Genomic DNA, 24,682 nt, shown 5'->3' on the forward strand with positions numbered 1-24,682 from the left:
GAACCATGGCGGCGACGACCGGTTACCGAACTATTTATCCGGCAATCATTCCTGAAGGTGCTTACCATGTCGATCTTGTAATGAGTGCGGGGCATGTTGAAACTAACGCAAAAACCGTCTTGGCAGGTTTAGTTCTCTCTTCGCTGCTGATTGATTTCCAGTTCAGATCAACGGGATCTGGGCATATACGTGGCAGCAATGTTGATTCTCTCCCTTTGCCAAAAGACAACTCTCTAATCCCCCTAGCTGTACGAGCCTACCTGCGACTGAACTGTCTTACTGCAGCTTATGCTCCGCTATGGAAAGAGATAACCGGTGAGCCTTGGACAGCTGATGTGCCACTGCGTAAAGGCCGAGAGCGACAGGAAGCACAGAATGAGATCGACGCCCTCGTCGCCCTTTCCCTGGATATCACCGCGGATGAGTTGTGCATGATCTACCGGACGCAGTTCCCCGTTATGCGTCGCTATGACCGGGAGGATCTCTACGACGCTAACGGACGTAAAGTGCCGAACGGTATTAGAAAGGCACATCAACAGAATGGTTGTGAGGAAATCCTTTCAACAAGTCAACGAACCTGGGTGCATCCTCAATCTAAAAAGGAGTATGTCTACGAGTATCCCTTCTCCTCACTTGATAGGGAGAATGGGCTCCGAGAAGCCTATGGTCGTTTCCAGGGGTCAGTTATCTAGTAATACTTCTTCATACTTGAGATAGGCCGTCCGTAAGTCCTTCTCGCGATCCCGCACTTGGAACGGATACTCAAATAGGTAGGTGACTCCAGATTGGGGATGAATCCAGGTGCGTTGCTCCTGGGTGAGTTCTTGACCTTCCTGCAGTTTTTTCTGCAACACCATCACTTCTTTGGGTACTTTGCGCCCGTGACGATCGAACCTATCTTCCAGGTCATAGCGACGCATTACTGGGAACTGTGTCCGGTAGATCATGCACAGTTCATCGGCGGTAACCCCGAGTGATAGAGCGACAATCCCATCAATCTCGATCTGAGCTGCGCGACGATCGATGCCTTTTCGCAATGGGACATCTTTCGTCCAAGGTTCACCAGTGATCATTTCCCATAGCTGGGAATAAGCAGTGGTCAGGGAATTGAGCTGCAAATATAGTCTCTCAAGCAGCTTCTTTAATTTGGGATCAATCTGAAAAGGTATGCGGCGAACAATGTCATTAAATATATGGCTGGAGCCACTTGAACGAACAAAGTAGTCGCTTAACATTGAACTCATCACGGCTCCAAGCTGCACCGTTTTTTGGGCCGTTTCGGCTGAACAGGCGTTCACGGTGTGAACGTGTGTAGAGCCTGGCGGAATAATTGAGGGATACACGGTTCTGAAACCAGTAGTAGCCGCCATTTCCCGCCAGGCGATGCGGTAGGTGGAGGCGACGGGTGTGGGGCCGGATGGGGTGGTCCAGGTGCCATAGTCCTTTTCATAATCAATGTTTTCGGACAAGTCACGATTGGGCTGGTAGGCCGTTGCAGGTATGAAGTCTTCCGGTAGCGCCTCAAGGTCAATCTCAGCCCAATCCTTGTTGCTACTCATGGTGGGATTGGGTTGTTTGATCATTGGCGTTGATACTCCGAGATGAGGCCCTTGAAGAATTACATCATCCCATGAAGCTGGGTGCCCCCACCCGACATCAAAATAGCCTTTCTTTTTATCGGCGCTTTCATGCCACCCACTAGAGAACGACAGTCCCAGTTCTTTTACTCTCGGGGCGGCAGCCAGTTTCTCAAGCACTGCAGCGGCTTCGGTGTTCACGGTATAAACCATTCGGGCTTCCAAGAGGGACGTAGATTCATCTTCGAGGATGGACTTCCATACCTTCAACACATGTTCATCTACCTGTAAAATGCGATCACGGTGTGGGCGACGATCCCAGTTTCCTTCATCATCTTTCAAACCAGGCAGAGGCCCTGAACCATCGTGGTTGAGAGAATCCGCCACAGTGTGTGGATGGTAAAGAGAAGCAGCATTCAAGAACGACACTGATTCACCAGGTTTGCTGTAAACGTTTATCCCGTAAGAGACCAAGTTATGAACATCGAATAGCCTTAATTCATTAATAAATTGCCAATGTCTGCGCAGCCGTAAGTATGCCCCTCTACGAAGTGAAGCTGCTTTCTTTTCGGTGAAGTGGGATTCGGGGTGAATCAATGAAATTACGCCGGTATCAGACGCAATGGTCCAAGTGCGTTCCATAAATCCCCGGTAGAGATCCGGCTGCTGCCCCCGGAGATGAGGATACGTAGCTATATCACCGAGGAATGCTGCGGCGGCTATGGTTTCCCCGACTCCTCGCAAAATCACTTGAGTGGCTTCAACATGGTGTCGAAGTCCCTCGCGGCGTTCACGCTTTTCCTGCTGGGTGGGTTTATGGGCCAATGAGAACCACGGATCCACTTCCGAAGAAAGAGCGTCCAGATCTGTACGCGGACGGACCCATGGCGGATTACCAACCTGCAGATCAAAACCACCCTGGGCAAACACGGCACCAAAATCAAGGTCCCAGTGGAAGAACCCCTGCTGCTCAGCAATACCTCGTACTGTCTCAAGCCACGGATGAGCATTGAAACACTTCTCAATGCTCAATGCGTTGGCGAACTGCCAGTCAGAATTCTCTGCAGCATTCAGGTCCGCCCATGAACTGTTCTCATTGATCAGATACTGCCCGGCATCTTTCTTCTTCACTGCAACATCAGTTCCAAGGATGTCACGCAAAGCTGCCAGCCACTCGTCAAGGTTAGGCAGGGAAGTGCGATCGGAGTGACCTTCAGTGGGAACGACATCCAATGGCCAGAACCACAGTGCACACCAGGCGTCCATCACTAGGCGAAGCCGGTTGTAGGCACCATTGAGATTCTCAAAGAGATCCTTTTCGATCTGTTCCCGCGTGACGTTCTTGGCGGTTCGATCATTTTCCCGACCCCAGATATCGATGTCACGGCGAGCCTGGTCTTCCGCAATACGTAGACGAATGAGGGCGAAGCGCCATAGGGTTTCCACACGTCGGGCCAGGTTCTGCAGAGCAGTAGTCTGCGTCTTATTCGGCATCAACCGGATCTGCTTGCGCCACTCCTTGAGTGCCTTCTGCTCTTCCGCAGCGATGTCCTTGAGATCCTTGGCATCAGCTACAGCACCCCAGCCATTGGATGGAAGAAGGAAGTGATGAATGCCCTCAGCAAGCATCACCCCGGTCTCGCCAGCATCAACGGCTTCCGCGATATCAGTCAAAGACCGCCTCTTAGGAACAGCCGTCAACCATTCCTTCTTCTTCAATTGGTTCAGCGCGTAAGTAGAACGTGAAGCACCAACAAGGGAGTTTCCTCGGCGCAGATGCAATCCGAACCAGGGGGCTTTGAGATCTGCCGTCATGGTGTCCAACCAGAGCGAGATTTCGGCCAGCTCGACGGCAGTGGCGTTGAGGTCCACGCCGTAGACCTGGTGCAGCGCGATGTGTGCTTTGACCTTTTGCAGTTCCTTCGTGCGATCTTCTGAAGGAATCTGCTGGTCAAGCTCTTGCTGACGAAGTTTGATGTACAGCTCCGCCAACTGACGAACTGCCTCCACGGCGAAGGCACCAGAGCCCATGGCGGGTTCACAGATGGTCAGGCTGAGGACATCTTCAGCTGTGGTGATTCGTCCTTCTTCTTTAAGGACCTCAATGGCCTGTCCAACCGTGAACTCAGTAAGCACCTGTGGAGTATAGAAAGAAGCAGAGCGCTCACGGTCGCGGGAGGACTGGCGGAAGACGAAGGAGCCGCGTGCATGTCGGCGACGCTGGCGCATGGTGCCGCCTTCAGCAGCTTCAACTTCCTCTTCAACGAAGCTGTCCTGGGGGACGGTATCCGCCTTGGCTACCGGCAGGACCCATGAGCCTTTCTCCGGGTTGCCCTTGGGGGCAACCTCAAAGAGGTCTTCTTCGGCGATAAAGCCAGTGTAGGACATCAGCCCCTCATAGACCTGTCCGAGCTCAGTGACACCCAGGGTGGCGTAGGAAATGAAACCACGGTCCCGGCCGGCCTGCTGCTTGGAAAGCAACAGGTTCTCCAAGACCTGGTTGAGGGTGGCATTGGAGAGTTTTACCCGGTCTATAAGAGCCGTGGCTGTGGATTGGAAGAGATCCGCCGAGAGGTTGCGGAACTGCAGGCCCTTTTCACCTGCATCAGGATCAAAATCCGGATTCTCGGGATCCTCCGGATCATTACCCTTATCAACTAGTTTGAACAGCACCTGCAGTGATCCATAAAGGTGGGTGCCACTGCGGGCTTGTTGGGTGACTGGGGGAGTAAGGATCAGTTCCCGGAGACGGGAGAGCCCATAACCGTCGTCATACTCAGGTGTGCCGGTAGGGAGAATTTCTAGTTCCGGAGAAGCCTCCGCGAAGAGCAAGAAGAGAATGCGATAGAGGTAACGCAGGGATTGTTTCGCCAGCTCATTGCCGTCAATGTCCTCAATGCTGATGCCTTGTTCCCGGTGGCGGGTAAGAACATCATTGCCAAGAAGTTCAATGGATTCCCGTACCGCGTTGCGGAGCTCACCGGAAACCTTGACGGCATGCTCACGGGATTCTTCGATGGTGGAAGACCACCAGGTAGTGCCATCAGCTGCGCGTTCAATGTTTTCCCTGGCCAGGGCCACTGCAGCGCGCTGCATCTCACCCTTGGCTTTGGTTTCATTTCTTTCCACCACCAACGCCAAGTTGATGGCCAGATGGCGGCCCAGGGGCCAGGACTCGCGCTCAGCAAGCACCACCCAATCTCCGGCCAGGACCACCACGAATTCCGGTGGGGTGTCTGATAGGAAAAGATCTCCCACTAATTTGGCTGCGGTGGCGGTGTCATCCTGCTTGTCTTTGACCAGCACACCACCGATCAGCGGGGTATTGGTGAGATCCTCTGGGGTAGCGATGGACTCCGCAGCAATGACAATCATGCTGCCGGCGTTTCCGGCCCAGCCCTGGTAGGAAATAGTGTCACCCGCACGGTGCAGCGTCCGGAGCTCAGGTACGCCATAACCAAAGGCCTGACGGATTAGAACATGGGCATCCTCCGGTGAGGAATCCTCATCCAGCAGGGAGAGTTCGGTCTCCAGCTGGCCCCGCATACCGGTGAAGCGGGTCCACGGGGAGGGGTGACCAGACTCGTCTTCTTCCTTCTTCCAATCCCGGATACACTCAACTACCCGTTTGGAGAAGGACGCACCTTTTGTCTCATCGGTGGTGAGAAAGTGATCGCTAATCCACTCTTCAACGTTGACGATGGAATCATATGCGGCCATGAGGTTTAGGCCTCCTTCTGCTGATGAGCGGGCACGATCAGTGCAAGTGGGCGGATGAGTTCACGGTCGGGTTCGAGGGAGTTGGCGAGTGAACGTTGTTCGTCGATAAGCTTTGTGGCCAGCGCAAGGCCCGAGGAGCGCTGGCCAGCGCTCCTCCCGGATTCCCAGGCCTCGGAACGTTTCAGCCAGTGCCCGATACGGTTTTTGGCTCCGCTGCGGGCAGCCATCATCATCGGATTGAGCTGGCCACGGGCAGCTTCCACGGTGTCAGCGATGAGCTTGTTGGTGGCATCCGGAATCACGGCGTCACCCATATTCACGGCCGTGTCTCCCAGGCCGATGTCATGGATCCACCTGACCACATCGGGCAGTACCTGGGCCTCATAACGGCTGGTAGCGGCGACAAAGGCGCGGGAGACCACCTGGCCACGGCGGTTGGTCAAGGTGGCCATGAGCAGGACAGTTGGTTCAGCGACGTTGCCGGAAATGGCTGGGATGGTCCGGCGGCTCAGGCTAGCCAAGGCACGGTCGGAGGCCCATTCACTCACCGGATGCAGCGGTCCGAGGAAGTGGGCGGTGGGCCAGGTGGAACCGGCATCACCAGTGCGGGCAGCCTGGAGGCGTTCATCACCGCGCATCGCAGAGGTGGCCAGGATGAGCTTCTCTTTCACCTTCCGATCAGCAACATAATCCTGGGGAAGAAAATCGAGGCGCCGGCGTAGATCCTCCGGGGGCGTCAGCTCAGCGATGTCATTCTTGTGCTCAATGTAGCCAACCCCGCCACGGCCGATGGTGTCCTGGGGGACACCGTTGAAGGCCTCCGACAGAGCATCGTTGAGGTAGTCGATCTCGCGTGGGTACAGGCTGCTCAAGGTTGCTTGGGGTTCAAGCGTGGCAGCATCTTCTTCATCTTCATCGAGGCCGAGTTCCGCGAGCAACCAATCAATCTCGTCCATGCCCTCAGGCAGATCGCCACCAATCAGATCCTCCGGGTTGGCCACCACATCATCGAATTCACGGATGCCGCGGAGTACATCGCGGATGGTGTCTTCCTCCATCTTCTCTGAGTGCTTGCCCATGAGGGAGGAGGCATCACCGAGGAGTTTGTGGGCTTCATGTTCACGCTCAATGAGGCGTTCCAGCACATGGAGTTCACCAACTTTGCCGCCATCGGTTGGGTCGAGCAGGAGAGTGGCGATCTGCGGATTATGGGTCTGCCCATAACGATCAATACGGCCGTTACGCTGCTGGATTCTGATCAATGACCAGGGGATATCGTAGTGCACCAGGTTGTGGCACAGGGAATGCAGGTTCACACCTTCAGAGGCGACATCGCCGGTGATCAGGACGCGGATGGGGGAGTCGGTGCGCTTGAAGGCATCAACAAGCCTCATCTGTTCCTGGTCCGTCAGGCCACCGTGCATGATCTCCACGGCTGCCTTGGGCAGTTTGAGGTACTTGGTCAGGTTCTCCTGCAACCAATGCAGGGTGGCGACGCGCTCAGAGAAGATCACCACGCGGGTGTCTGAGTTCTTGGCAATGCCGATCTCCTGCAGATAGAGCACCAAGTTGCGGAACTTGGCGGAGTTCTCCGGCGTGATCGCGGTGTTGAGTTCCCGGAGGCGTTCCAGGGCGGTGCGTTCTGGCTGTGACGGGCCGCGTTTGAGGCGGTTATTGAGTGTTTCATCGAGCGCGGCGGGGGAGGAGAGGAAGGCCTTGACCAGAGTCCACGGGAAGAGACGGTCCTTCACCGGGTTGTCCGCGCCCGGAGTAATCCAGGTGGAGTCGAGTTCACGCGCAACGGCATCTTCTTCCGGGGAAGCATCAACCGGGATGTTGCGGGGTTCATTGCGTTCGGCCCACTTGGCACCGACCACGCTGGCTACCTCTTCGCTGTTGCGGTGGCGACGGATGATCAGGCGCTTGGCGGCCTCATGATCGATCGTGCCGTCCGGTGCCACTGACGTGGGATCCAGCAGGCGGAGGATCTCCTTGAAGGATTCTGGATCACCATTGTGCGGGGTGGCAGACGCCAGGATCAGGGCATCGGTGGTGGGGGCGAGGGTGCGGGCCAGCTGGTTGTTCTGGGTGCCCACGTTGGTGGCGTTGTGGATCTCATCCATCACCACGGCATCCCAGTGGACTTTCTCCAGCTGGGCCCGATATTTGGGTGATTTGAGGGTGTCCATGGAGACGATCACCCGTGGGAAATACGTGAACGGGTTGCGGGAGGCCGGGAGTTTCTGGCGAACCTGTTGGATACCCACGGAATCCAAACGCACCAGGGGAATGGCGAAGCGGGTCCACATCTCCTGCTGGAACTGTTCCATGATGTGGCGAGGGGTGACCACCAAGATGCGTTCACCGCGGCCACGTCGGATGAGTTCCGCCAGGATCATGCCCATCTCCAAGGTCTTGCCAAGGCCCACGGCATCAGCGATGAGCACGCGGGGACGCAGGTTGTCCGGGGAGAGGGCCTTCTTCACTGCTGCCAGCTGATAACTCAAAGGATCAGCGAGCATCTCATCGGCTACGGCGAGATCCTCCTGATAGAGGGGAACCGGGGTCTGACGGAGTGTTGTTTCCAACCACAGGCGGGTGCGCCGATAGGCAGGGGATTCATCAGCGATGACCTCCACTGCGGTGGGGTCGAGGATTTGGATGTCTTTATCCAAGGCAGTGTAGAACGTAGCCGGTTGATCGCGCACATAATCACTCAGGCCCCGGACCTTCAGGCGGAAGCCATCAGTAGAGCGGGCGACGTTGGTGACCAGCCAAACCTCATCCCGAACTTCAATGGTGACACCGGGAGCCAGCTGATGAGTGCTTAAATCGGACATGTATTAACGATATAGGACGGGGGTGTTTGTGCTGGATATGGGCGCACCAGCACCATAGAAATCTCTTCTAAGTCAGATAAAACGAAGGACTCTACCTGAGATCCTGTAAGTAGCGAACCTATCAGCTAGGAAACTTCACCGGTACCGTGATCGTTCTACATATAAGGCGCTCTAGCGTAGCCATCAAGGCTAATCTGCCCCTATGGAATCATTTTTACTAACCATTCTTGCTTCGTCTTCTGCATCTCTCATCACAGGCTTCTTTACATGGAAGGCTGCCATCGGTGCGCAGAAACGGGCAGCATCGATCGAGAAACAGAATAGAGAAATCGACCAGGAAACCACCGAGAATAAAGCACAACTCCGTGCTGTTGCAGACTATTTCCAGGAGGTTGCCCAACTCCGAAAAGAATGGCGAAGGCAGTCAGAGGCTGAGATATCTGCACATAAATCCCACCAGGGTGAATCCGCAGCAACTAAGGCGGCACTAGAGCTCAGACACCAATACCTAACAGATCTTCGGAATGCCACGAGGTCTCTAGACCTCTATATTTACGACCAACAAATCAGCAGAGAAGTTGAAAGAATAATAGAAATCGTGGGGGATACGTTTGTAAACTCAGAAACGGATTTCCGTGAGTTCAGTAAGGCAAACCACGAAAGTATATTCAGAACGATACACTATCGGGTTCTTAAAGCTCACGACCAAGCCTTTGATGAATTATTGGATCAAGTACTTGATTCTCTCTATTTACTATCTCGAGAACAATTTGGGTTCTGGAAGAAACCCGATTTCAAAGGCCTATTCACCTGAAATAGGAACCGAGGAGCACCGAAGTTCCCATCACCCAAGAAATGCGAGAACTACATATTCCCTTGAGGTCCACACGCTCGTTGCGAACAGATCATGTCTACCATTCTTTATTCAAATCATAGCTAGGTGATTTTTGATGGGTGTTCACTGAGATTGAACCATCTAGGGGAGGTACTGGCTCCGGGTCAGCTTTTCTTATTTTCTCTATGGTTCTTGCCAAGTTCAGAGAAGAGCATTTCCACGCCGTACAAGATTCCCAACACGGGGCACGTCATCAATTTTCCACTCTCAAGTGAACACCCGCCTGACTGTCCCAAACGCGGGAGCCCCCATGTGATAACCCGGCGGTCCAGTAAGCCCCTCCCTAACTAAATCTGGAACGTTCCAAACGTTCTCCTCCCATTCATCTGGAATTGTTCGCCCCATAACCATCGCGCCTTAGCCTCAGTGACTATGAGCCAAAGGAACACTGCGATCGCCCGCAAGAAGTGGACGCAACGCCTCTTGCAACCCGCGAATATTCTCGCAGTCCTGATGGCAGCACTCTTCGTCTACATCATGGCCATCCCGGTGATCATGATGATCAAGGATGCCGTCACCGTTCAGCCTGCAGATGGTGGGAGAACCGGGCAGACCCCGGGAGAGCCCACCAGCTACTATCTGTGGCGTGCACTGCGATCCCCAGTGTCTGCAGATCTTTTCTGGACTCCGCTCGGGAATACAATCTCGATCGCCCTCGTGGTAATTTTTTTAACCCTAATTTTTGGAACGTTCCTAGCTCTGCTGGTGCAGAAGACCAACATTCATGGACGTAAGTGGTTCGCGAGTGCCCTGATCATCCCGTATGTGCTTCCCAGCTGGACGTTTGCTCTCGCGTGGCAGTCAATCTTCACCAACCGCACCACCGGTGGCCAGTCAGGATGGTTGGAAAACCTTGGTCTTAATCCACCGGATTGGCTCGCTTATGGGCGCATACCGATGATCATCATTTTCACGCTCCATTATGGGCCACTGGTGTTCCTGCTGGTGAGCAATGCACTGGCACGGATCGACAGTCGTAATGAAGAAGCAGCACTCAATGCCGGGGCAACCCGCGGTACCGTTCTGTGGAAAATCACGCTTCCGTTGCTGCGTCCGGCGATTCTCTCCGCATCCACCCTGGTGCTGGCGAAGTGCATTGGTGAGTTCGGCGCAGCCTATGTGATCGGTCTGCCGGTGAACTTCTCTGTGTTGTCCACAAGCCTTTATCAATCCATTAACACACGGCAGACCGGTGTCGCGGCAGTTCTGGCGGCAGCCCTCATCCTCATCGGTGCAATCGGACTCTTCGTGGATTACCTCTTCCTCCGCAATGCACGGAAATATGTCACCATTACGGGCAAGGGAAACAGCTCCCGCGTCACTAGCCTCGGTACCTGGCGCCCCCTTGCCACCACCGCTGCGGCGCTGGCCTTCTCAGTCTCCGTGATTCTTCCCCTCGGCACACTCCTGCTATCCACTATCATGCGTACCCCCGGGCTGTTCGAGTTCTCTAATTTCACCCTGGACTATTGGATCGGCACCAACCTTCCCACCCAGGCATTCCGTGAGGGCCTACTGATCAATGACAAACTCTGGTCAGCCCTATGGAACACGGTATGGATCGCAGCGATCGCCGCCGCCATGGCCGCCGTGATGGGCATGCTCACCGGTTATGCAGTCACCAGAACAACATCTTCACCTCTGGCCAACTTCCTCAAGCAGCTGGCATTCATCCCTTATCTGGTGCCTGGCATCTCTTTCGCAGTGGCCTACTTGTCCCTGTTCGCGGTGCAGCGCGGACCTATCCCGGCGCTCTATGGAACCACGTTCATCCTCATCCTGATCCTGGCGGCCGATGAGGTACCCTTCGCCTCCCGTTCAGGGATCAGCTCCATGATGCAGCTGGGCAAGGAATCAGAGGAGGCCTCCCTCAACTCCGGTGCGTCATGGACCCGGACCATGCGCAAGATTGTCTTTCCCATTCAGAAATCCGCCCTGGCAGCAGCATTCGTCCTACCATTCATCTCCGCCACTCAGTCCCTGTCACCGGTGATCATCCTGGCCACCCCGGAAACTAATTTGCTCACCACCTTGTCCATGAACCTGGTTGATTACGGCTACACCCATGCCGCCAACGGTGTCACCCTGATCATCTGCGTGGTGGCGCTGCTGGGCATGGTGATCACCCGCAAGGTGCTCAAGGTGGATATGGGCAAGGGGATCTCATGACCCACGCACCACCGGCGCGTGCCGGCCCAAGACACCCCAGACACCCAGAGCACAAACATCCAGGCCCCCACAACAACTCCACCCCACCTCTTCCAAGGAGCACCCCAGCAATGAAGGCTAAGCACCTCATTACCACGACCGCCCTCGCTGTCACCGCCATCACCCTCACGGCCTGCGCCCCGAGCACCACCGAGGCAGACACAGAGAATGGCGCCACCACCAACGCCGCGTCCGTGGAAACCACCATTGAAGACATCGACATTGAAACCCTGCTGGAAGCAGCAAAGAACGAACCAGCACTGAATGTGTATGACGGCACCTCCAAGATCGAGGAGATCGCCGAGAACTTCGCAGATCACTACGGACTGGAGATCACCGGTGCCAAGGCGGATGCCTCCGAGATCACCGAGATGATGATCCGTGAGCATGAGGCCGGCAACATCCAGAGTGACGTCTTTGCCCTGTCCGACCTGGCGGCAGTGAACAATGAGCTGCTGGCCAACGGTAGCGCCATCGCGTGGCTGCCTGCGGATATCGCAGAGAACATGGATGAGTCTGCCATCAACCCACCAGTGGTCATCAATGATCCGTCGCTGTTCGCCTACAACGGTGCTGTTCATGATGTCTGCCCGGCAGAGAACATCTGGGAGTTCACCGATGCGGAGTCCGGTCTGCGCCTAGCTATGCAGGACCCACTGAATGATTCCGGTTCCCTGGACTGGTTCTCCCAGATGTCCCAGTTCGCCGCTGATGAGTTGGAGACCTCCTACGCTGATTATTTCGGTGAGGAATTCTCCGGAGACGATGTGGCTGAGGAGTTCGTGGCCAAGCTCGCATCCAATGATCCACTGCTGACCAAGTCCTCCGAGGAGGCGTCTGAGGCTGTCGGTGCACAGGGTCAGACCGACCCACCGATGGGTCTGATTTCTTCTGCCAAGTTCCGCAACAATGAGGAGCTGGGTTATGACCTCGCTGCCTGCGACACCTTGGAACCATTCGTGGGTTATGCCAATCCGAAGGCCATCGTGATGGCTGCGGGTACAGATTCCCCGAACGCGGCGAAGCTTTTCATCCACTGGATGTACACCCAGGATGGCATTGAGCCACAGATCGCTGACGGCAAGATCTCGACCAACTCTGAGATCGTGCAACCGGAGGATCCAGCCAATGTTGGTGAGCTCACCGACCGCATCTTCACCTTCGATGGTTCTGGTGTGGACAATGACTGGGCCAACCGTGAGAACTGGTCCGACGTGTGGCGCATGAACTCCTAATGCCCACACACTAATAATCACGAGAACTGAGAAACCATGCCCACCATTGAATTATCCAGGCTGACCAAGACATTTCAACGCAATCAACCCCCGGCTGTTGATGGCATTGATCTGCGCATCGAGGACACCGAGTTGTTGTGCCTGCTCGGCCCGTCGGGCTGTGGCAAGACCACCACCCTGCGGATGCTGGCAGGTCTGGAGAGTGTCACCTCAGGTTCAATCACTGTGGGTGATCAGGTGTGGGATGATTCGGCCAAGGGGATAGCGGTGCCGGCGAACCGTCGACAAGCGCCCATGGTCTTTCAGTCCTACGCGCTTTGGCCGCACCTCACCGTCGCCGAGAACGTGGCCTTTGGCCTCAAAACCGCTGGCATTGCGGCGGCGGAGCGCACCGGGCGCGTCCGGGAGGTACTGAGCACGCTGTCCATCGACTCCTACGCCGACCGCTTCCCGGCTGACCTCTCCGGTGGCCAGCAGCAGCGTGTTGCCCTGGCGCGCGCGCTGGCGCTGCGCCCTGAGGTGATGCTTCTCGACGAACCCCTCTCCAACCTGGATTCCCAACTGAGGCTACGCATGCGTGCGGAGTTACTTGATCTGCACCGTGAAACCGGCACCACGATGGTGATGGTGACCCATGATCAGTGGGAGGCCATGACGCTGTCCACCCGAATCGCGGTGATGAATGAGGGCCGGATCGCCCAGGTGGGAACACCACACGAGATCTACACCGATCCACAGAGCCGCTTCATTGCCCAATTCATCGGTAACCCACCGATCAACATGGTGGAACTGAACGATCCCGGCCCCCTAGCCATCCAGCTGCGACACTATCTTGAGGCCCACTGGGGCCAAGACTTGGCTCAACAGGTGGCCGCGGTGGGTATCCGCCCGGAAGACATCCGGCGCAACACCACTCCCACCCCGGGAGCCCTTACTGTGGATGCCACCGTTGTCTCCGCGGCGCCCACCGGCGGTTCCTGGATCGTGGAGACACAGGTGGGTGGCGATGCTGCCGGCACCACTAACCGCCTGCACAGTTCACTGCTCCACGCCCCAGACGCCCGGGCTAACGATCCCATCACCCTCATTGTTGATGACCGTAAAATTCTTCTATTCGACTCCACCGGCCACCGCATCACCCCTTAGGAACCTATGCCCACCTCTCTCATCACCCCCCGCGCCCTGCTTCTTGATTTCGGCGGCGTCATCGCCACCACAATCAACGTCTCAGGCTGGGAGGATTCCCTGGCCACCAAGGTCATTGACCTGCTGGTCCAAGCACAGCTGAACCCACCTTCCCGCGAGATTATCATCGCTGATATCCAGGCCGGCCGTGCCGCTGACAGCCACTGGAAGAACGCCATGTCCAGGCTCCGTGCACCCCAGGAACTGACCTATGAGCAGTTCTGGTGCGAATTTGTCGCCTGCGACTGGGATGACCAGGCCCGGGAAGTCCTGCGCGAACACGCCGCTGAACTCTGCCTGGAAATGGGCCGTGTCCGCCAGCGTCGTGAACTGCGCCCAGGCATGATCGAGCTGCTCGATTACTGCGATGAGCACAGAATCTCCGTCGCCATCGCCTCCAATGCACTCAGTGGGGAAGTCCACCGCGAGTTCCTGGCCAGCCTCGGGCTGAGCAACCGCTTTGTTGCAGAGTGCTACAGCGACGAACTCCGTGTCCGTAAACCCAACCCTGCCCTCCTGGAGACGGCTGCGGCCCGATGTGGTGTCCCCATCGGGGAGTGCTGGTATGTAGGCGATACCGTTGACAGGGATGTTGTTGCAGGTCAGCGCGCCGGGGTGGGTGCCAACATCACCATGGAGGTCTGCACTGCGGGCAGTCCACTGTATCCCTCCCTGACCTGGTTGAAAGCTGATGCCGTGGTCGCGGATCCCCATGAATTACTGTCCCTGCTGCAGACACGCGTTGGTGCAGTCAGGCTATGAACCCGAGGGTAACCATCATTGATGTTGCGAAGGCTGCCGGAGTATCCAAATCCACTGTCTCTGCGGCGCTCACCAACAATCCCACGGTCAATACCCAAACCAGGGAAAAGGTCCTGGCCACGGCCACTGAACTGGGATACCGCCCCAACAGATTAGCCCGTTCGCTGGTGCAGAAGAACAGTGGTGTGATCGGCATCGTCGTCCGGAACCTACGCAATCCCTATTACGTGGACGTTGTCGGTGGCATCGAACAGGCTTGTGATGTCCACGATCTCATGCCGATCATCAGCCACAGCCGCGATAGGGCAGAGGTGGCATCATCTGCCATTGATCAGCTATTGGAGCTGCAGGTCCAGGGCATCATCGTCATCTCTTCCCGGGTCAACATGGAGACTGTACGCGCGGCTGCTCAATCCGTCCCGGTGGCGGTGATCGGTCGGTTCAGTGATGATATCGGTGGGTTATTCAACATCGTCGGTGATGATCATGCCGGTGGTCGTGTCGCCACTGCCCATCTGGCCGATCTTGGTCATGAACGGATCGCCTATGCTACGTCCTCCACACGGTTGGCCGCCCTCTGCAGGCAGACCGGGTATGAGGATGAGCTGAGCAGCCGTGGTCTGACGTCTTTCGTCGCGCAGGTTGAGCACCCTCGGGAGACGGTGGTCGCACTGCGCCAGGCGGGTATCACGGCCGTGGTGGCGCACAATGATGTCACCGCTGTTGCCCTCATGAACGCAGCACATGAAGAGGGGATCGAACTTCCCCGCGAGATGTCGATCGTGGGTTATGACGACACGACCCTGTGTAATTCCGCACGCCCCACCCTTACCAGCATTCAGCAACCACAGCAGGAGATGGGCAGGTTGGCGGTGGAACACTTATGGTCGGTCAGTCAGGGTGAGCAGGTGGATCTGGGCAGGGTCGAACTGCCCCCCACGCTGACGGTGCGCAGATCCACCATCGCTATGTGACCAGGAATGGCACGACGGGGGGAGCACCATAGCTTCCCCCTCTGCACTCAGGCAGTCTCGAACGCGACTTTCAACTGCCGGCCGATGTGCCGACGAGCGACCTCAGCATCCCCAATGACACCACCAAGGTAGACGAAGGGGTGCACCTGACCGGCAAACTGGACAAGGCTTACCGAGTTGCCAGCTTCCCACATGGCTCGTCCATATGCATGACTTTCCGCTACCAGAGGGTCACACTCAGCGACCACGATCGTGGCGGGGGCCAATCCTGTCAGATCATCATTACGCAGTGGTGAGATTCTTGGATCAGTTCGGTCAGTGTCCCCGGTGTACTGATCGACGAAGTAGGTCATGTCCCGGGCCGTCAGGTAGTGCCCTTCGCCGTAGGTCGCGTAGGAATCGGTGTTCATTCCCGCAGGGTCGGTAACCGGGTATATAAGCACCTGGTGCAGTGGGGCCGGGTCGTGATTCCGTAGCTGCTGAGCAATGACAGCCGTAATGTTTCCTCCGGCACTGTCACCTCCTATGGCCACCTTTTCTGCGTTGATCCTCAGTCCAGATTCATCGTCCAGAATGGCGGTGACTACGGCTGTCGCATCATCAATGGCGGCGGGGAACGGGTGCTCGGGAGCGAGCCGGTAGTCGACGCTGACAGCAACCGCACCGGCCTCAGCAGCGAGCATCCTCACCGTGGTGTCCGCAAGATCAAGGGTGCCCATGACCCAGCCTCCACCGTGGAAGTAGACCACGCAGGGTAAGGATTCCTCGGATTCGAAGGGGACATAAACCCGTACTGGGACACCGGCGATCTCGGTGTCACGCACTTCATGCATGGCTACCGGTTCACCGGTGAGGGGGATCGCCTGGGCAAGATCAATGCGGTTCTGCTCCGCTGTCTGGGTATCCAGGGGTGGAGAATCGGCGGTGATATCGAGGAATTTCTGGGCATCGGGATGAACTGACACGGTTACTCCTGAGTGAATCGAGTCGATGATGAACGGTGTCCGCGCCATCTTAAGTCGCACCGGCTTAACTATGCTCAAATTTTTGATTTATCCCACCAGTGTGGTCGCTGGTTCAGCTTCACCTGAACTAACCTTGGAGCAGCACAGGAACCCTACCCATCAGGTTCCACTTACCGTTCCTGTTCTTCTACGCTGCGGTAACTCCCCAGCCCAGCCTAGAACCGGATGAAACGCCTCCCCAGACGAAGGAGTAGATCACCCATATGACTTCCCAAGAGGGCAGGTCCGACGCTGCCCACGCCCAACCCGCACGCACTCTCCTTGTCGGTTGCGGGCGCACCGCCACGCGCCTGGGGGAGAACCTCGTGGCCAGTGGTGGGGAGGTGGTGGCACTTCGTCGCACCACCGATGAACTTCCCGCCTCTTTCACAACATTGTCGGTGGATCTTCTTGAACCGGTGGAGCAGCAACTACCCGAGGTGGATGCGATGGTCATCACCCTCACCCCTGGGATGAATCAGCCCCCGGACCATCCAAACGGGTACCTGGATGCGCTTAATCACCTTGCCCACGCCCTGCCCAACATCCCTGAACGGGTGGTGTTCGTGTCCTCCACCAGAGTGTTTGAAGGCAAACCAGGGGAGCAGGTGCTCACCGAGAAAGACGCCCCAGCACCAATAACACCCAGGGGCGAGACCCTGCTGGAAGCGGAACAGGCAGCCACATACCTGTTCAACGCACACATCGTGCGCCCCGCGGGGATCTATGGGCCGGGCCGCGAGATGATGATCCGGAAGGTGGTGAACCAGACCCCGGTCCACTACGCGCAGCGAACCAACCGCATCCACGAGGTGGATCTGGCCCGCGCCCTGGAAGTCATGCTCACGCTGGATGCTCCACCCCGACTTGTCCACGCCGTGGATCAACAGCCTGCAACCATGGGAGAGGTGGTCACGTTCATCGCTGATCAACTCGGGTTACGCCCACCTCCGGCGCTCCAACCTGAGGAGGCCGGCGGCACCGTCCTTGGTGGTGGATTACTCCTTGAGACACTCGGCTCCCTGCGCTATCCCACCTTCGAGGCGGGTTACCGTTCCATGATCACTCAATAGCGAAAGCCCCTCATCAGAGGGACGGTGGGGATAAAGGGGTTGCGTCGATAAGCACACCGCCGCACATCGCCGCGCACCGCAGCGGCGGCACGCTCGACGCACCCATGCGTTCCGGTTCAGCCGTGGCGGAAGCACCGATGGTGCACCCGTCAGGCATCAAACTTGGAATACGCCTGTTCACACCGTGGAGCTGGGCTAGGGTCACGTGTCTATAGCAACGTCCTAGATGAGGAGCTTCACGTCCATGACCGCTGTCTCGCAGTCGGCTCTCCCCACCCGTCAGAACACCGGGAACGCAACGTGGATCGTCGTGGTGGTCTGCGGTGTGATTGCAGCGATGCACATCTGGAAACTGCCCAGCGCACTCTCGGAGGTCCAGGCCGATCTCACCATCAGTTTGGTGCAGGCCGGACTGTTGCTGGGGTTGGTGCAGCTGGCGGGAATGCTCGGCGGAATCCCGGCATCCATCATCAGTGAGCGCGTGGGGCTGCGCCGAACCATGGCGCTCGGCTTGGGCCTGCTGGTGGTGGGCACAGTGATCAGTGCCCTGGCCAGCACCTCGGAGGTGATGATGGCCGCCCGCGCTCTGGAAGGCATCGGGTATCTCGCGGTAACCGTGGTGGCTCCGGCATTGATCCGTCGAGAGACCCCGACCAGCCGGTTGACCATCGCGCTGGGCGCGTGGGCCGGGTTCCAGGGGATGGCCACCTTCATTGCTGTGCTGGGCAGCTCACTGCTTCTTCAGGTCACTGATTGGCGCATCTGGTACTGGATGATGGCTGCGATCACTGCCGTGGGGATTCCACTGTTGTTGAAATACACGGTCCGGGATCCCCAGCGAGAAGGTGGGGTGGGAGCAGCTTTCCACCGCGTGTGGGTAACCATGCGCAGCTGGAAGCCGTGGGTCGCCGGTGCGGTCTTCGCCTGCTACACCCTCCAGTGGACAGCCGTGATCGGATTCCTGCCCACCGTCTATCAGGAATACGGGATCGGAACCGTGCTGGGCGGGGCGTTGTCCGCGGTCGCCGGTGGGGTCAACGCGGTCGGCGCGGTGCTGGCCGGATTCCTGCTTCAGCGCGGATTTTCAGTTCGACCGCTGGTGATCACTGCTTTCCTGGTCATGGGCATCACGTCCTTCGGTGTCTATGCCGTGGACTGGTCGACAATCCCTGGGACATTCATTGCGCAGTTCATCCTGGTCTGTATGTTCTCCATGATCGGCGCCCTGATCCCCACCTCCATGTTCCGAGTCGCCGTGGATCTGGCCCCGACCGGGGGTTCAACGCCCGCCGTGGTCGGCCTCATGCACCAGATGCAGAACTCCGGTAATTTCCTCGGCCCCATTCTGTTGGCATGGTTGGCCGCCCAGGCACAAGGCTGGCACACCTCCTGGTGGCTCACGGCCTCAGCTGGCATCCTCGGCATCGCTTTGATCATGCTCTTCTCCGAGAAACGCTTGGGCGTTTCCATAAGCGGGAGTTGAGCCAGCCGGCCATGCCTTAAAACTGGACCAAAGGCCAAAGGGCCGGGTTCCTGGGAACCCGGCCCTTTAATGCTTTACGACGTTGATTCTCACGCCTTAATTAGCGCACGTCGATAAACTTCTTTGCCACCCAATTCTTGGAGGCGATGATCACGATACCGATGATGATCGTGACCACACCGACGGTGATGAAGAAGGTCTTCTCAGCACCTGCATCGGTGGGATCGTAGTAACCACCCAGCGTGCCGGAAAGTGACGTACCCATGGACACCGCCATCAACCAGACCGCGAACATGCGGGACTGGAAGGCCTGCGGGGCAACCTTGGTGGCCAGGGAGTTACCAACAGGGGAGAGCAGCAGCTCAGCGATGGTGAACAGGAAGTACACCCAGATAATCAGCACCATCGGGGTGGAGTTCGCGGCACCTCCTGCAAACGGGAGGAAGAAGAACAGCGCGCAACCGATGACGATGTTGGCCACACCGAATTTCACGGCCGTGGACCACTGCTTAGATCCCAACTTGGTCCACAGGGTGGCGAAGATGCCGGAGAAGATGATGATGAAGATCGGGTTGAAGGAGTTGATCAACCCTGGTGGCAACTCCAGGCCGAGGAGGTTGCGGTCCAGACGGGCATCGGAATAGACGGCCAGCACGGTGAATTGGGTCTGGAAGATGGCGAAGAACAGCACACCACCAATGAACATGGGGATGAAACCGAGCAGGCGGGACTTCTCAGCAGCCGAGGTCAGCGGGGAGGAGTACATCTGGAACAGCAGTCCCACGGCGGCGATCAGGGCGATGGCGGCGGTGATATTGGACAGCCATTCCAGCTTGATCAGACCCGTGGCGATGAGGATGACCACGCCGGCCACAACAGCAACGGCGCCACCGATCCACTTCGGGTACTCAGACTTGGGCAGTGGGTTGGGGATCTCATGTCCTGCGGCGCCGATGGTGGTCTTGCGCATGATGATGTACTGGATCAGGCCAGCAGCCATACCCACGGCGGCAATACCGAAGCCCCAGTGGAAGCCACCCCAACCCCAGATGGCGTTGGTGATCAGTGGGCCGAAGAGGCCACCGATGTTCACACCCATGTAGAAGATGGAGAAACCGGCATCGCGGCGGGTGTCGGTGTGGGAGTAGAGCTGTCCCAGTACCACCTGCGCAGCGGTTTTCACACCACCGGAGCCCAGACCAATGAGGACGAGGCCGATGGCGAGGCCCACATAACCAGGGATGAGTGCCAGTGCCACGTGGCCGACCATGACCACGATGGCGGAGTAGAAGAGGGTCCGTTCAGACCCGAAGACGCGGTCCGCAAGGAATGATGCGACCAATGAGGTCATGTAGACGAAACCGCCATAGGCGCCCACGATGGACAGGGCCGCGGTTTGCTCCATACCCAGTCCGCCATTGGTGACGGAGTAGTACAGATAGAAGGCGAGGATGGACTGCATGCCGTAGAAGCTGAAACGCTCCCACATTTCCACGCCGAAGAGATTGGCCAGGCCCCATGGCTGGCCGAAGAATTTCTTTTCACGGTGAGCTTCAGCAACTGCCACTCCAGTTGAGGAGTGGGAAGGTTCTGGTGGCACACCGTCATTTGTGAGATCGGTGTTCATTCTGATCATCGTTCCGCAGATCACAGCCCGAATCCAATCCTGACCACTGGTTATGTTGCGGAAACACCACCTGCCTCAGCGGCCTGAAATTAACTATGTTTCACGTGAAACATAGCCATCCCACACCATGGGACGGCCCACCACCCCCGATATTCATGACACAAGAAGGGCTACATGTCTTTTTTGCACCCCACAATCCCACAAAGCTGCCACGTCGGTGCGGATAAATGCCCGATATTGGTGACGGGAGTGTCAAAACTACCCATTTTCACCCAACCCCGAAACCACCCAGCCACATGGTCCCCGAACGTGATCCATGGCAAAAAGGAGAGTGAGTTTCAAATAAGTCACACTTAATAGCGGCACAGAAGGACGCAGGCAAGCCGCAGATGCGCATTCCCCCACCCCGCTTGGGGATGTTTTTTCATTGGGGAAGCCTGCGCAGGCGACACCTTCCCCACAATCACTGGATAGATATCTAGATATTCCGGCACGCTGCACGCACTCTTCCACGCTGCCGGAGTAGACACCTCCAGGCCCTACTGTCCCTCCAGCCACTCACGCACCTCGCGGAACCTGAAGAGATCGCCGAAACCCTGGTCTTCCTCACCTCTGACGCGGGTTCCCACTACACAGGTCAGATCCTCTCGCCCTCCGCGGGCGCGTACCTCGCTGGTTAGTCCCACGTTTCCTCGAACCTCGTTGCTCACAAACGAACGAACACGCCCCGAAACCCTTCAAAACCAGCTCAAAACACCCCCTTTGTTCGTCTGTGAGCAAAACCCCAGCACACCCCTTGACTGCAACCTGTGTGGGGCACCCACACGCGTCGCAAAGCATGACCCACCCCGCGTACACCTAAACCCCACCGCCACAGGTGCAAACCAGCGACAGCGGGGTAGGGGGATAAAACAACCTACTTGTTGTCGGCGCTCAGCCAGACGGAGGTGAACGGCGCGTTGGAGGCAACAGCGTCACGTACGGCCTGGGTAACCACGCGCTTGGCGGTGGCCACGGCATCAACCACGGTGGCGTTCTTGGCCAGCTCGGCGGTGATGACGGCGGCGAAGGTGCAACCGGCACCGGAGACGCGGTCCTCGCCGATCTTCGGTTCGGAGAACACGTGGTAGTTGGAGCCGTCGAAAAGGACATCGATGGCGTCCTCGCCGGGGAAGTCCATGCCACCCTTGACCACGACATACTGCGGGCCCTGCTCATGGATGAGACGGGCTGCTTCCTTCAGGTCATCGAGGGTTTCCAGCTTCTCCACACCGGAGAGGGTGACGGCCTCGAAGTTATTAGGGGTGATCACGGTGGCCTGTGGCAGCACCTTGGCGCGCAGGGCGGTGTCGGTGTCCAGCGCGGCACCGGGTTCCTGGCCCTTGCAGATCAGGACGGGATCCAGCACCACGTGCCGGAACTTATTCTCCTCCAGGGCACCCGCGACGGTGTCGATGGTTGCCGGGGTGCCCAGCATGCCGATCTTCACCACATCCAGATCATGGGCGCCGGTGGCTGCCTCGATCTGGTTGGCAATGACCTGAGGATCCACCGGCACGAAGCGGTGGTTCCAATCATTCTTCGGGTCGAAGGCGACGATGCACGTGATGGCACCTAGCCCATAGACATCCAGCTGCTGGAATGTCTTCAGATCGACCTGGATACCGGCGCCGCCGGTTGCCTCTGAACCTGCAATAACAAATGCGTAATTGACCACCCACACAAACTTACGAGGTTTTCCCCGATATGGGAACAATTGCCCCCGTTAATTTCCTCACCCGTAAACTCAGGCCCCATGAGCAAAGTTATCCATGTGCGTACTGAAATCGAAATTCCCGGCAACCCCTCAGCCATCCACGTCGCAGAGATGAGGGAGCTTGACCGCGCAACATCTGAGTCCCCGGCCCTCTGCACCATGGTGCGCATCATTGAACTCGCCGGCACCGGTGCCGGCGAGACCGTCACCGGCGCCGGTGTGATCGGCGGCAACCAGGTGGGTCTGGCCGCCGAACCCAATGAGACCGTTCCACACCCGGATTCCTACGCTGATTTCCCCGATATCAAGGCGAAAATCATCACTGCCGAGGAGTTCGAGGGACTGTGGGTGGAGGCCATCACCAAGTTCCCTCAGGTGGCCTGATCATCTAGCTGCTGAGGGAGGACCCTGTCGCGCCGCCACCAACACCGGGCCCACCGGTCCCACCGGCGCAGCGGATGATCGGTTCATAGGCCTTCTCCAGCACCTCATAGCCATCGCTGGCCAACAGATCGATGTTCCTCTGGGCCTTGGTGCTGAACTGACCGCGGGGGACCAGGTTGATCAGTTGGAGTTCCTCCACCATGTGGGTGGCGCGACTGGTGGTGATCAGCAGTGGCTCCCCATCAGGACGGAAATGGCTGCCCCTCATCGTGGCCGCCTCGGTCGCCACAGTCAGGGACATGGAGTACTGGAACCTCACGATGTCGAAGATCTCATTGTTTCTAAACCCCGCTCGTTTCGCGGCGTTATTCACTCGCTGGGCGGCACCGTTGACCTGGGTGCCCCGGAAATCCCTGACGGAGGTGAAATCGCGTTTCCCCCAGTTATTGAAGACATGGTTGGTGATGGCCGCGATATCGTGGACATCACTCAACGGGATGTCCCTATGCAGAGCCCAATAGGAATCAAGGAGGGCAATTTCCAGTCCCTCCTGCACCTTGAGCTTTTCCTTGTCTTCCTTATCGAAGCTGATGGCACAGATTCCCTCCATGATCTCCAGGTCATAGGCCTGGGCCGCGGGGGCGGTGATCGCACCCAGGAGAAGTCCTGAGGTGGCGACGGTAGCGAGGGCGGCAAGGAGGGAACGGCGGATACTCATCAAGGAAACGGTCCTTAAAGACGGTTGAAAAAAAGACAGGGGGCACCAGTCACGGCACCCCTCGGCTAAAAATTTTCCTCATCGTATCGTAGTATCGCTACATCTGTCAGTCCCTCCCGGGTCAGATGGCGAAAGTTGATACATCAGCCACCCCCACCAGAAGGCTAGAACACCAGGTTCACCAACATCATGTAGGCCACGGTTCCCCCCACGATGGACAGACCTGCGGACCGACGCCACCAGTGCAACAGGGCGGTGACGGACACCGCGATCAGCGAGGCTGCGATACCGCCGGGTTCACCCGTCTGGGAGAACAGGGTGTAGATGACCAGCACCACCATCACGCCCACCGGCATGGTTCGGCCCAGCACCGCCATGAGCTGGTTGTTCTTCACCCCGCGCATGGCCGCAAACGGGAAGAGGCGGAGCAGCACGGTGATGATGGCGACGGGAATCAACACCGCCGCCACCTGCCCCGGGCTGACCCCGATGGGGAGTCCGTAATCACCCATTCTCGGGTGTCCTCAGTTCCATCCTGCGGTCCAACCCTTCGAAACGGAACCGGAACAACAGGATGACAAAGTAGACGGTCAGGGCGATCACGAGCATCTGCCCGGGCGCCACCAGACCGGATATCAGTGCCAGCACCACGGCTGTCAGCGGGAGGGACCAATCCTTGTTGTTGCGGAACGCCTCCCAGGACAACACCACAAATAATGCGGTGAGGGCGAACTCCATGCCACGCACACCCTCTGGAAGGGCCTGGCCTGCCACCGCCCCGATGATGCCGGGGATCACCCACAGCGACTGGCACACGATCTGGATGGTCAGTGTGCGGGTGCCACTGATCGCTCCGGGTGGCCTGGCGGAGGCGATGGCATAGGCCTCATCGGTGAGCGCATAGGTGGAATATGCGCGGCCGGGCTTCGAGGTGATGCTGTTGCGGGGAAAGGTCAGGCCGTAGAAGATATGGCGGAAGTTCACCATGAAACCGGTGAGCAGGGCAGAAAAAGGCCCCACACCGGCGGAGATCAATCCGATGGCTAGATATTCCATGGAACCTGCGTAGATCACCACCGAGAAGATCGGTGTCCACCACCAGGCATAACCGGACTGGACCATGAGCAGCCCGAAGGCCAGACCCAGGGGGATCAGTCCCAGACCGACCGCACTGGTCTCCCTGATCCCACCGCGGATCTCCCGAAGCGTTTCCGAACTCACAGGCATCGAGCTTTCCGGCC

20 protein-coding genes are annotated in these 24,682 nt (G+C 57.6%); 11 read left to right on the forward strand and 9 right to left on the reverse strand.

What is annotated here, in order from left to right:
• Nucleotides 1–5: 5 nt before the first annotated feature.
• Nucleotides 6–692, forward strand: a complete 687-nt coding sequence (locus CFAEC_RS13300; RefSeq protein WP_290277576.1) for a hypothetical protein — start codon at nt 6–8, stop codon at nt 690–692.
• Here CFAEC_RS13300 and CFAEC_RS13305 read toward each other — a convergent pair.
• Nucleotides 681–5,297 carry a DNA methyltransferase gene (locus CFAEC_RS13305; protein WP_290277578.1) on the reverse strand — a complete coding sequence of 1,539 codons (4,617 nt, stop codon included), beginning with the start codon at nt 5,295–5,297 and terminating at the stop codon, nt 681–683. The two genes, CFAEC_RS13300 and CFAEC_RS13305, sit on opposite strands and share 12 nt — an antisense overlap.
• Before the next feature lie 5 nt (nt 5,298–5,302).
• Entirely contained in the window at nt 5,303–8,137 is a 2,835-nt protein-coding gene (locus CFAEC_RS13310) for a DEAD/DEAH box helicase (RefSeq protein WP_290277580.1), read from the reverse strand.
• A 202-nt stretch (nt 8,138–8,339) separates the two neighbouring features.
• Here CFAEC_RS13310 and CFAEC_RS13315 point away from each other — a divergent pair, with 202 nt between their 5' ends.
• The 6 genes from CFAEC_RS13315 (at nt 8,340) to CFAEC_RS13340 (ending at nt 15,396) form a co-directional block, all read left to right on the forward strand.
• A complete protein-coding gene (locus tag CFAEC_RS13315; protein WP_290277582.1) occupies nt 8,340–8,951 on the forward strand; it encodes a hypothetical protein in 612 nt (203 codons plus the stop codon).
• A gap of 453 nt (nt 8,952–9,404) precedes the next feature.
• Nucleotides 9,405–11,201 (forward strand): ABC transporter permease, encoded by a 1,797-nt coding sequence (locus CFAEC_RS13320; RefSeq protein ID WP_290277584.1) that lies wholly within the window; start codon nt 9,405–9,407, stop codon nt 11,199–11,201.
• A gap of 110 nt (nt 11,202–11,311) precedes the next feature.
• A complete protein-coding gene (locus CFAEC_RS13325; protein WP_290277586.1) occupies nt 11,312–12,475 on the forward strand; it encodes an ABC transporter substrate-binding protein in 1,164 nt (387 codons plus the stop codon).
• 36 nt (nt 12,476–12,511) lie between these two features.
• Nucleotides 12,512–13,621: an ABC transporter ATP-binding protein gene (locus CFAEC_RS13330; protein ID WP_290277588.1), complete on the forward strand. Its 1,110-nt coding sequence runs from the start codon at nt 12,512–12,514 to the stop codon at nt 13,619–13,621.
• A 6-nt stretch (nt 13,622–13,627) separates the two neighbouring features.
• Entirely contained in the window at nt 13,628–14,422 is a 795-nt protein-coding gene (locus CFAEC_RS13335) for an HAD family hydrolase (RefSeq protein WP_290277590.1), read from the forward strand.
• On the forward strand, nt 14,419–15,396 hold the full coding sequence (locus CFAEC_RS13340) for a LacI family DNA-binding transcriptional regulator (RefSeq protein WP_290277592.1): 978 nt from the start codon (nt 14,419–14,421) through the stop codon (nt 15,394–15,396). The genes CFAEC_RS13335 and CFAEC_RS13340 overlap by 4 nt, the downstream gene beginning before the upstream one ends.
• Nucleotides 15,397–15,443: 47 nt before the next feature.
• Here the strand turns inward: CFAEC_RS13340 and CFAEC_RS13345 are convergent, their stop codons facing one another.
• Nucleotides 15,444–16,361 (reverse strand): alpha/beta hydrolase, encoded by a 918-nt coding sequence (locus tag CFAEC_RS13345; protein ID WP_290277593.1) that lies wholly within the window; start codon nt 16,359–16,361, stop codon nt 15,444–15,446.
• A 263-nt stretch (nt 16,362–16,624) separates the two neighbouring features.
• Here CFAEC_RS13345 and CFAEC_RS13350 point away from each other — a divergent pair, with 263 nt between their 5' ends.
• Nucleotides 16,625–17,473, forward strand: coding sequence for an SDR family oxidoreductase (locus CFAEC_RS13350; RefSeq protein WP_290277595.1), 849 nt, complete (start codon nt 16,625–16,627; stop codon nt 17,471–17,473).
• 13 nt (nt 17,474–17,486) lie between these two features.
• On the opposite strand, the gene CFAEC_RS13355 is transcribed toward CFAEC_RS13350, so the two are convergent.
• Entirely contained in the window at nt 17,487–17,678 is a 192-nt protein-coding gene (locus CFAEC_RS13355) for a hypothetical protein (RefSeq protein ID WP_290277597.1), read from the reverse strand.
• Between the two features lie 39 nt (nt 17,679–17,717).
• On the opposite strand from CFAEC_RS13355, the gene CFAEC_RS13360 reads away from it, so the two are divergent.
• Nucleotides 17,718–18,956, forward strand: coding sequence for an MFS transporter (locus tag CFAEC_RS13360; RefSeq protein WP_290277599.1), 1,239 nt, complete (start codon nt 17,718–17,720; stop codon nt 18,954–18,956).
• Nucleotides 18,957–19,056: 100 nt separating this feature from the next.
• On the opposite strand, the gene CFAEC_RS13365 is transcribed toward CFAEC_RS13360, so the two are convergent.
• Nucleotides 19,057–20,583, reverse strand: a complete 1,527-nt coding sequence (locus tag CFAEC_RS13365; RefSeq protein ID WP_290277602.1) for a peptide MFS transporter — start codon at nt 20,581–20,583, stop codon at nt 19,057–19,059.
• Nucleotides 20,584–21,167: 584 nt separating this feature from the next.
• On the opposite strand from CFAEC_RS13365, the gene CFAEC_RS13370 reads away from it, so the two are divergent.
• Nucleotides 21,168–21,263: a hypothetical protein gene (locus tag CFAEC_RS13370; RefSeq protein WP_290279942.1), complete on the forward strand. Its 96-nt coding sequence runs from the start codon at nt 21,168–21,170 to the stop codon at nt 21,261–21,263.
• Between the two features lie 236 nt (nt 21,264–21,499).
• Here CFAEC_RS13370 and thiD read toward each other — a convergent pair whose 3' ends face one another.
• Nucleotides 21,500–22,300 carry a bifunctional hydroxymethylpyrimidine kinase/phosphomethylpyrimidine kinase gene (thiD, locus tag CFAEC_RS13375; protein ID WP_290277603.1) on the reverse strand — a complete coding sequence of 267 codons (801 nt, stop codon included), beginning with the start codon at nt 22,298–22,300 and terminating at the stop codon, nt 21,500–21,502.
• Between the two features lie 78 nt (nt 22,301–22,378).
• Between thiD and CFAEC_RS13380 the strand changes: the two genes are divergently transcribed.
• Entirely contained in the window at nt 22,379–22,723 is a 345-nt protein-coding gene (locus CFAEC_RS13380; protein WP_290277604.1) for a hypothetical protein, read from the forward strand.
• 4 nt (nt 22,724–22,727) lie between these two features.
• On the opposite strand, the gene CFAEC_RS13385 is transcribed toward CFAEC_RS13380, so the two are convergent.
• The 3 genes from CFAEC_RS13385 to CFAEC_RS13395 form a co-directional block, all read right to left on the reverse strand.
• Nucleotides 22,728–23,441: a hypothetical protein gene (locus CFAEC_RS13385; protein ID WP_290277606.1), complete on the reverse strand. Its 714-nt coding sequence runs from the start codon at nt 23,439–23,441 to the stop codon at nt 22,728–22,730.
• A gap of 164 nt (nt 23,442–23,605) precedes the next feature.
• Nucleotides 23,606–23,953, reverse strand: coding sequence for a branched-chain amino acid transporter permease (locus CFAEC_RS13390; RefSeq protein WP_290277608.1), 348 nt, complete (start codon nt 23,951–23,953; stop codon nt 23,606–23,608).
• Nucleotides 23,946–24,668, reverse strand: a complete 723-nt coding sequence (locus tag CFAEC_RS13395) for an AzlC family ABC transporter permease (RefSeq protein WP_435384239.1) — start codon at nt 24,666–24,668, stop codon at nt 23,946–23,948. The genes CFAEC_RS13390 and CFAEC_RS13395 overlap by 8 nt, the downstream gene beginning before the upstream one ends.
• Between the last annotated feature and the right edge of the window lie 14 nt (nt 24,669–24,682).

It is taken from the genome of Corynebacterium faecale, from assembly GCF_030408735.1.
Lineage (GTDB): Bacteria > Actinomycetota > Actinomycetes > Mycobacteriales > Mycobacteriaceae > Corynebacterium > Corynebacterium faecale.

What these genes read in the sequence shown, in the direction of transcription:
- CFAEC_RS13300 (WP_290277576.1), top strand. Translation starts at nt 6, where the DNA reads ATGGCGGCGACGACCGGTTACCGAACTATTTATCCGGCAATCATTCCT.
- CFAEC_RS13305 (WP_290277578.1), bottom strand. Translation starts at nt 5,297, where the DNA reads ATGGCCGCATATGATTCCATCGTCAACGTTGAAGAGTGGATTAGCGAT.
- CFAEC_RS13310 (WP_290277580.1), bottom strand. Translation starts at nt 8,137, where the DNA reads ATGTCCGATTTAAGCACTCATCAGCTGGCTCCCGGTGTCACCATTGAA.
- CFAEC_RS13315 (WP_290277582.1), top strand. Translation starts at nt 8,340, where the DNA reads ATGGAATCATTTTTACTAACCATTCTTGCTTCGTCTTCTGCATCTCTC.
- CFAEC_RS13320 (WP_290277584.1), top strand. Translation starts at nt 9,405, where the DNA reads ATGAGCCAAAGGAACACTGCGATCGCCCGCAAGAAGTGGACGCAACGC.
- CFAEC_RS13325 (WP_290277586.1), top strand. Translation starts at nt 11,312, where the DNA reads ATGAAGGCTAAGCACCTCATTACCACGACCGCCCTCGCTGTCACCGCC.
- CFAEC_RS13330 (WP_290277588.1), top strand. Translation starts at nt 12,512, where the DNA reads ATGCCCACCATTGAATTATCCAGGCTGACCAAGACATTTCAACGCAAT.
- CFAEC_RS13335 (WP_290277590.1), top strand. Translation starts at nt 13,628, where the DNA reads ATGCCCACCTCTCTCATCACCCCCCGCGCCCTGCTTCTTGATTTCGGC.
- CFAEC_RS13340 (WP_290277592.1), top strand. Translation starts at nt 14,419, where the DNA reads ATGAACCCGAGGGTAACCATCATTGATGTTGCGAAGGCTGCCGGAGTA.
- CFAEC_RS13350 (WP_290277595.1), top strand. Translation starts at nt 16,625, where the DNA reads ATGACTTCCCAAGAGGGCAGGTCCGACGCTGCCCACGCCCAACCCGCA.
- CFAEC_RS13360 (WP_290277599.1), top strand. Translation starts at nt 17,718, where the DNA reads ATGACCGCTGTCTCGCAGTCGGCTCTCCCCACCCGTCAGAACACCGGG.
- CFAEC_RS13365 (WP_290277602.1), bottom strand. Translation starts at nt 20,583, where the DNA reads ATGAACACCGATCTCACAAATGACGGTGTGCCACCAGAACCTTCCCAC.
- CFAEC_RS13380 (WP_290277604.1), top strand. Translation starts at nt 22,379, where the DNA reads ATGAGCAAAGTTATCCATGTGCGTACTGAAATCGAAATTCCCGGCAAC.
- CFAEC_RS13385 (WP_290277606.1), bottom strand. Translation starts at nt 23,441, where the DNA reads ATGAGTATCCGCCGTTCCCTCCTTGCCGCCCTCGCTACCGTCGCCACC.
- CFAEC_RS13390 (WP_290277608.1), bottom strand. Translation starts at nt 23,953, where the DNA reads ATGGGTGATTACGGACTCCCCATCGGGGTCAGCCCGGGGCAGGTGGCG.
- CFAEC_RS13395 (WP_435384239.1), bottom strand. Translation starts at nt 24,668, where the DNA reads ATGCCTGTGAGTTCGGAAACGCTTCGGGAGATCCGCGGTGGGATCAGG.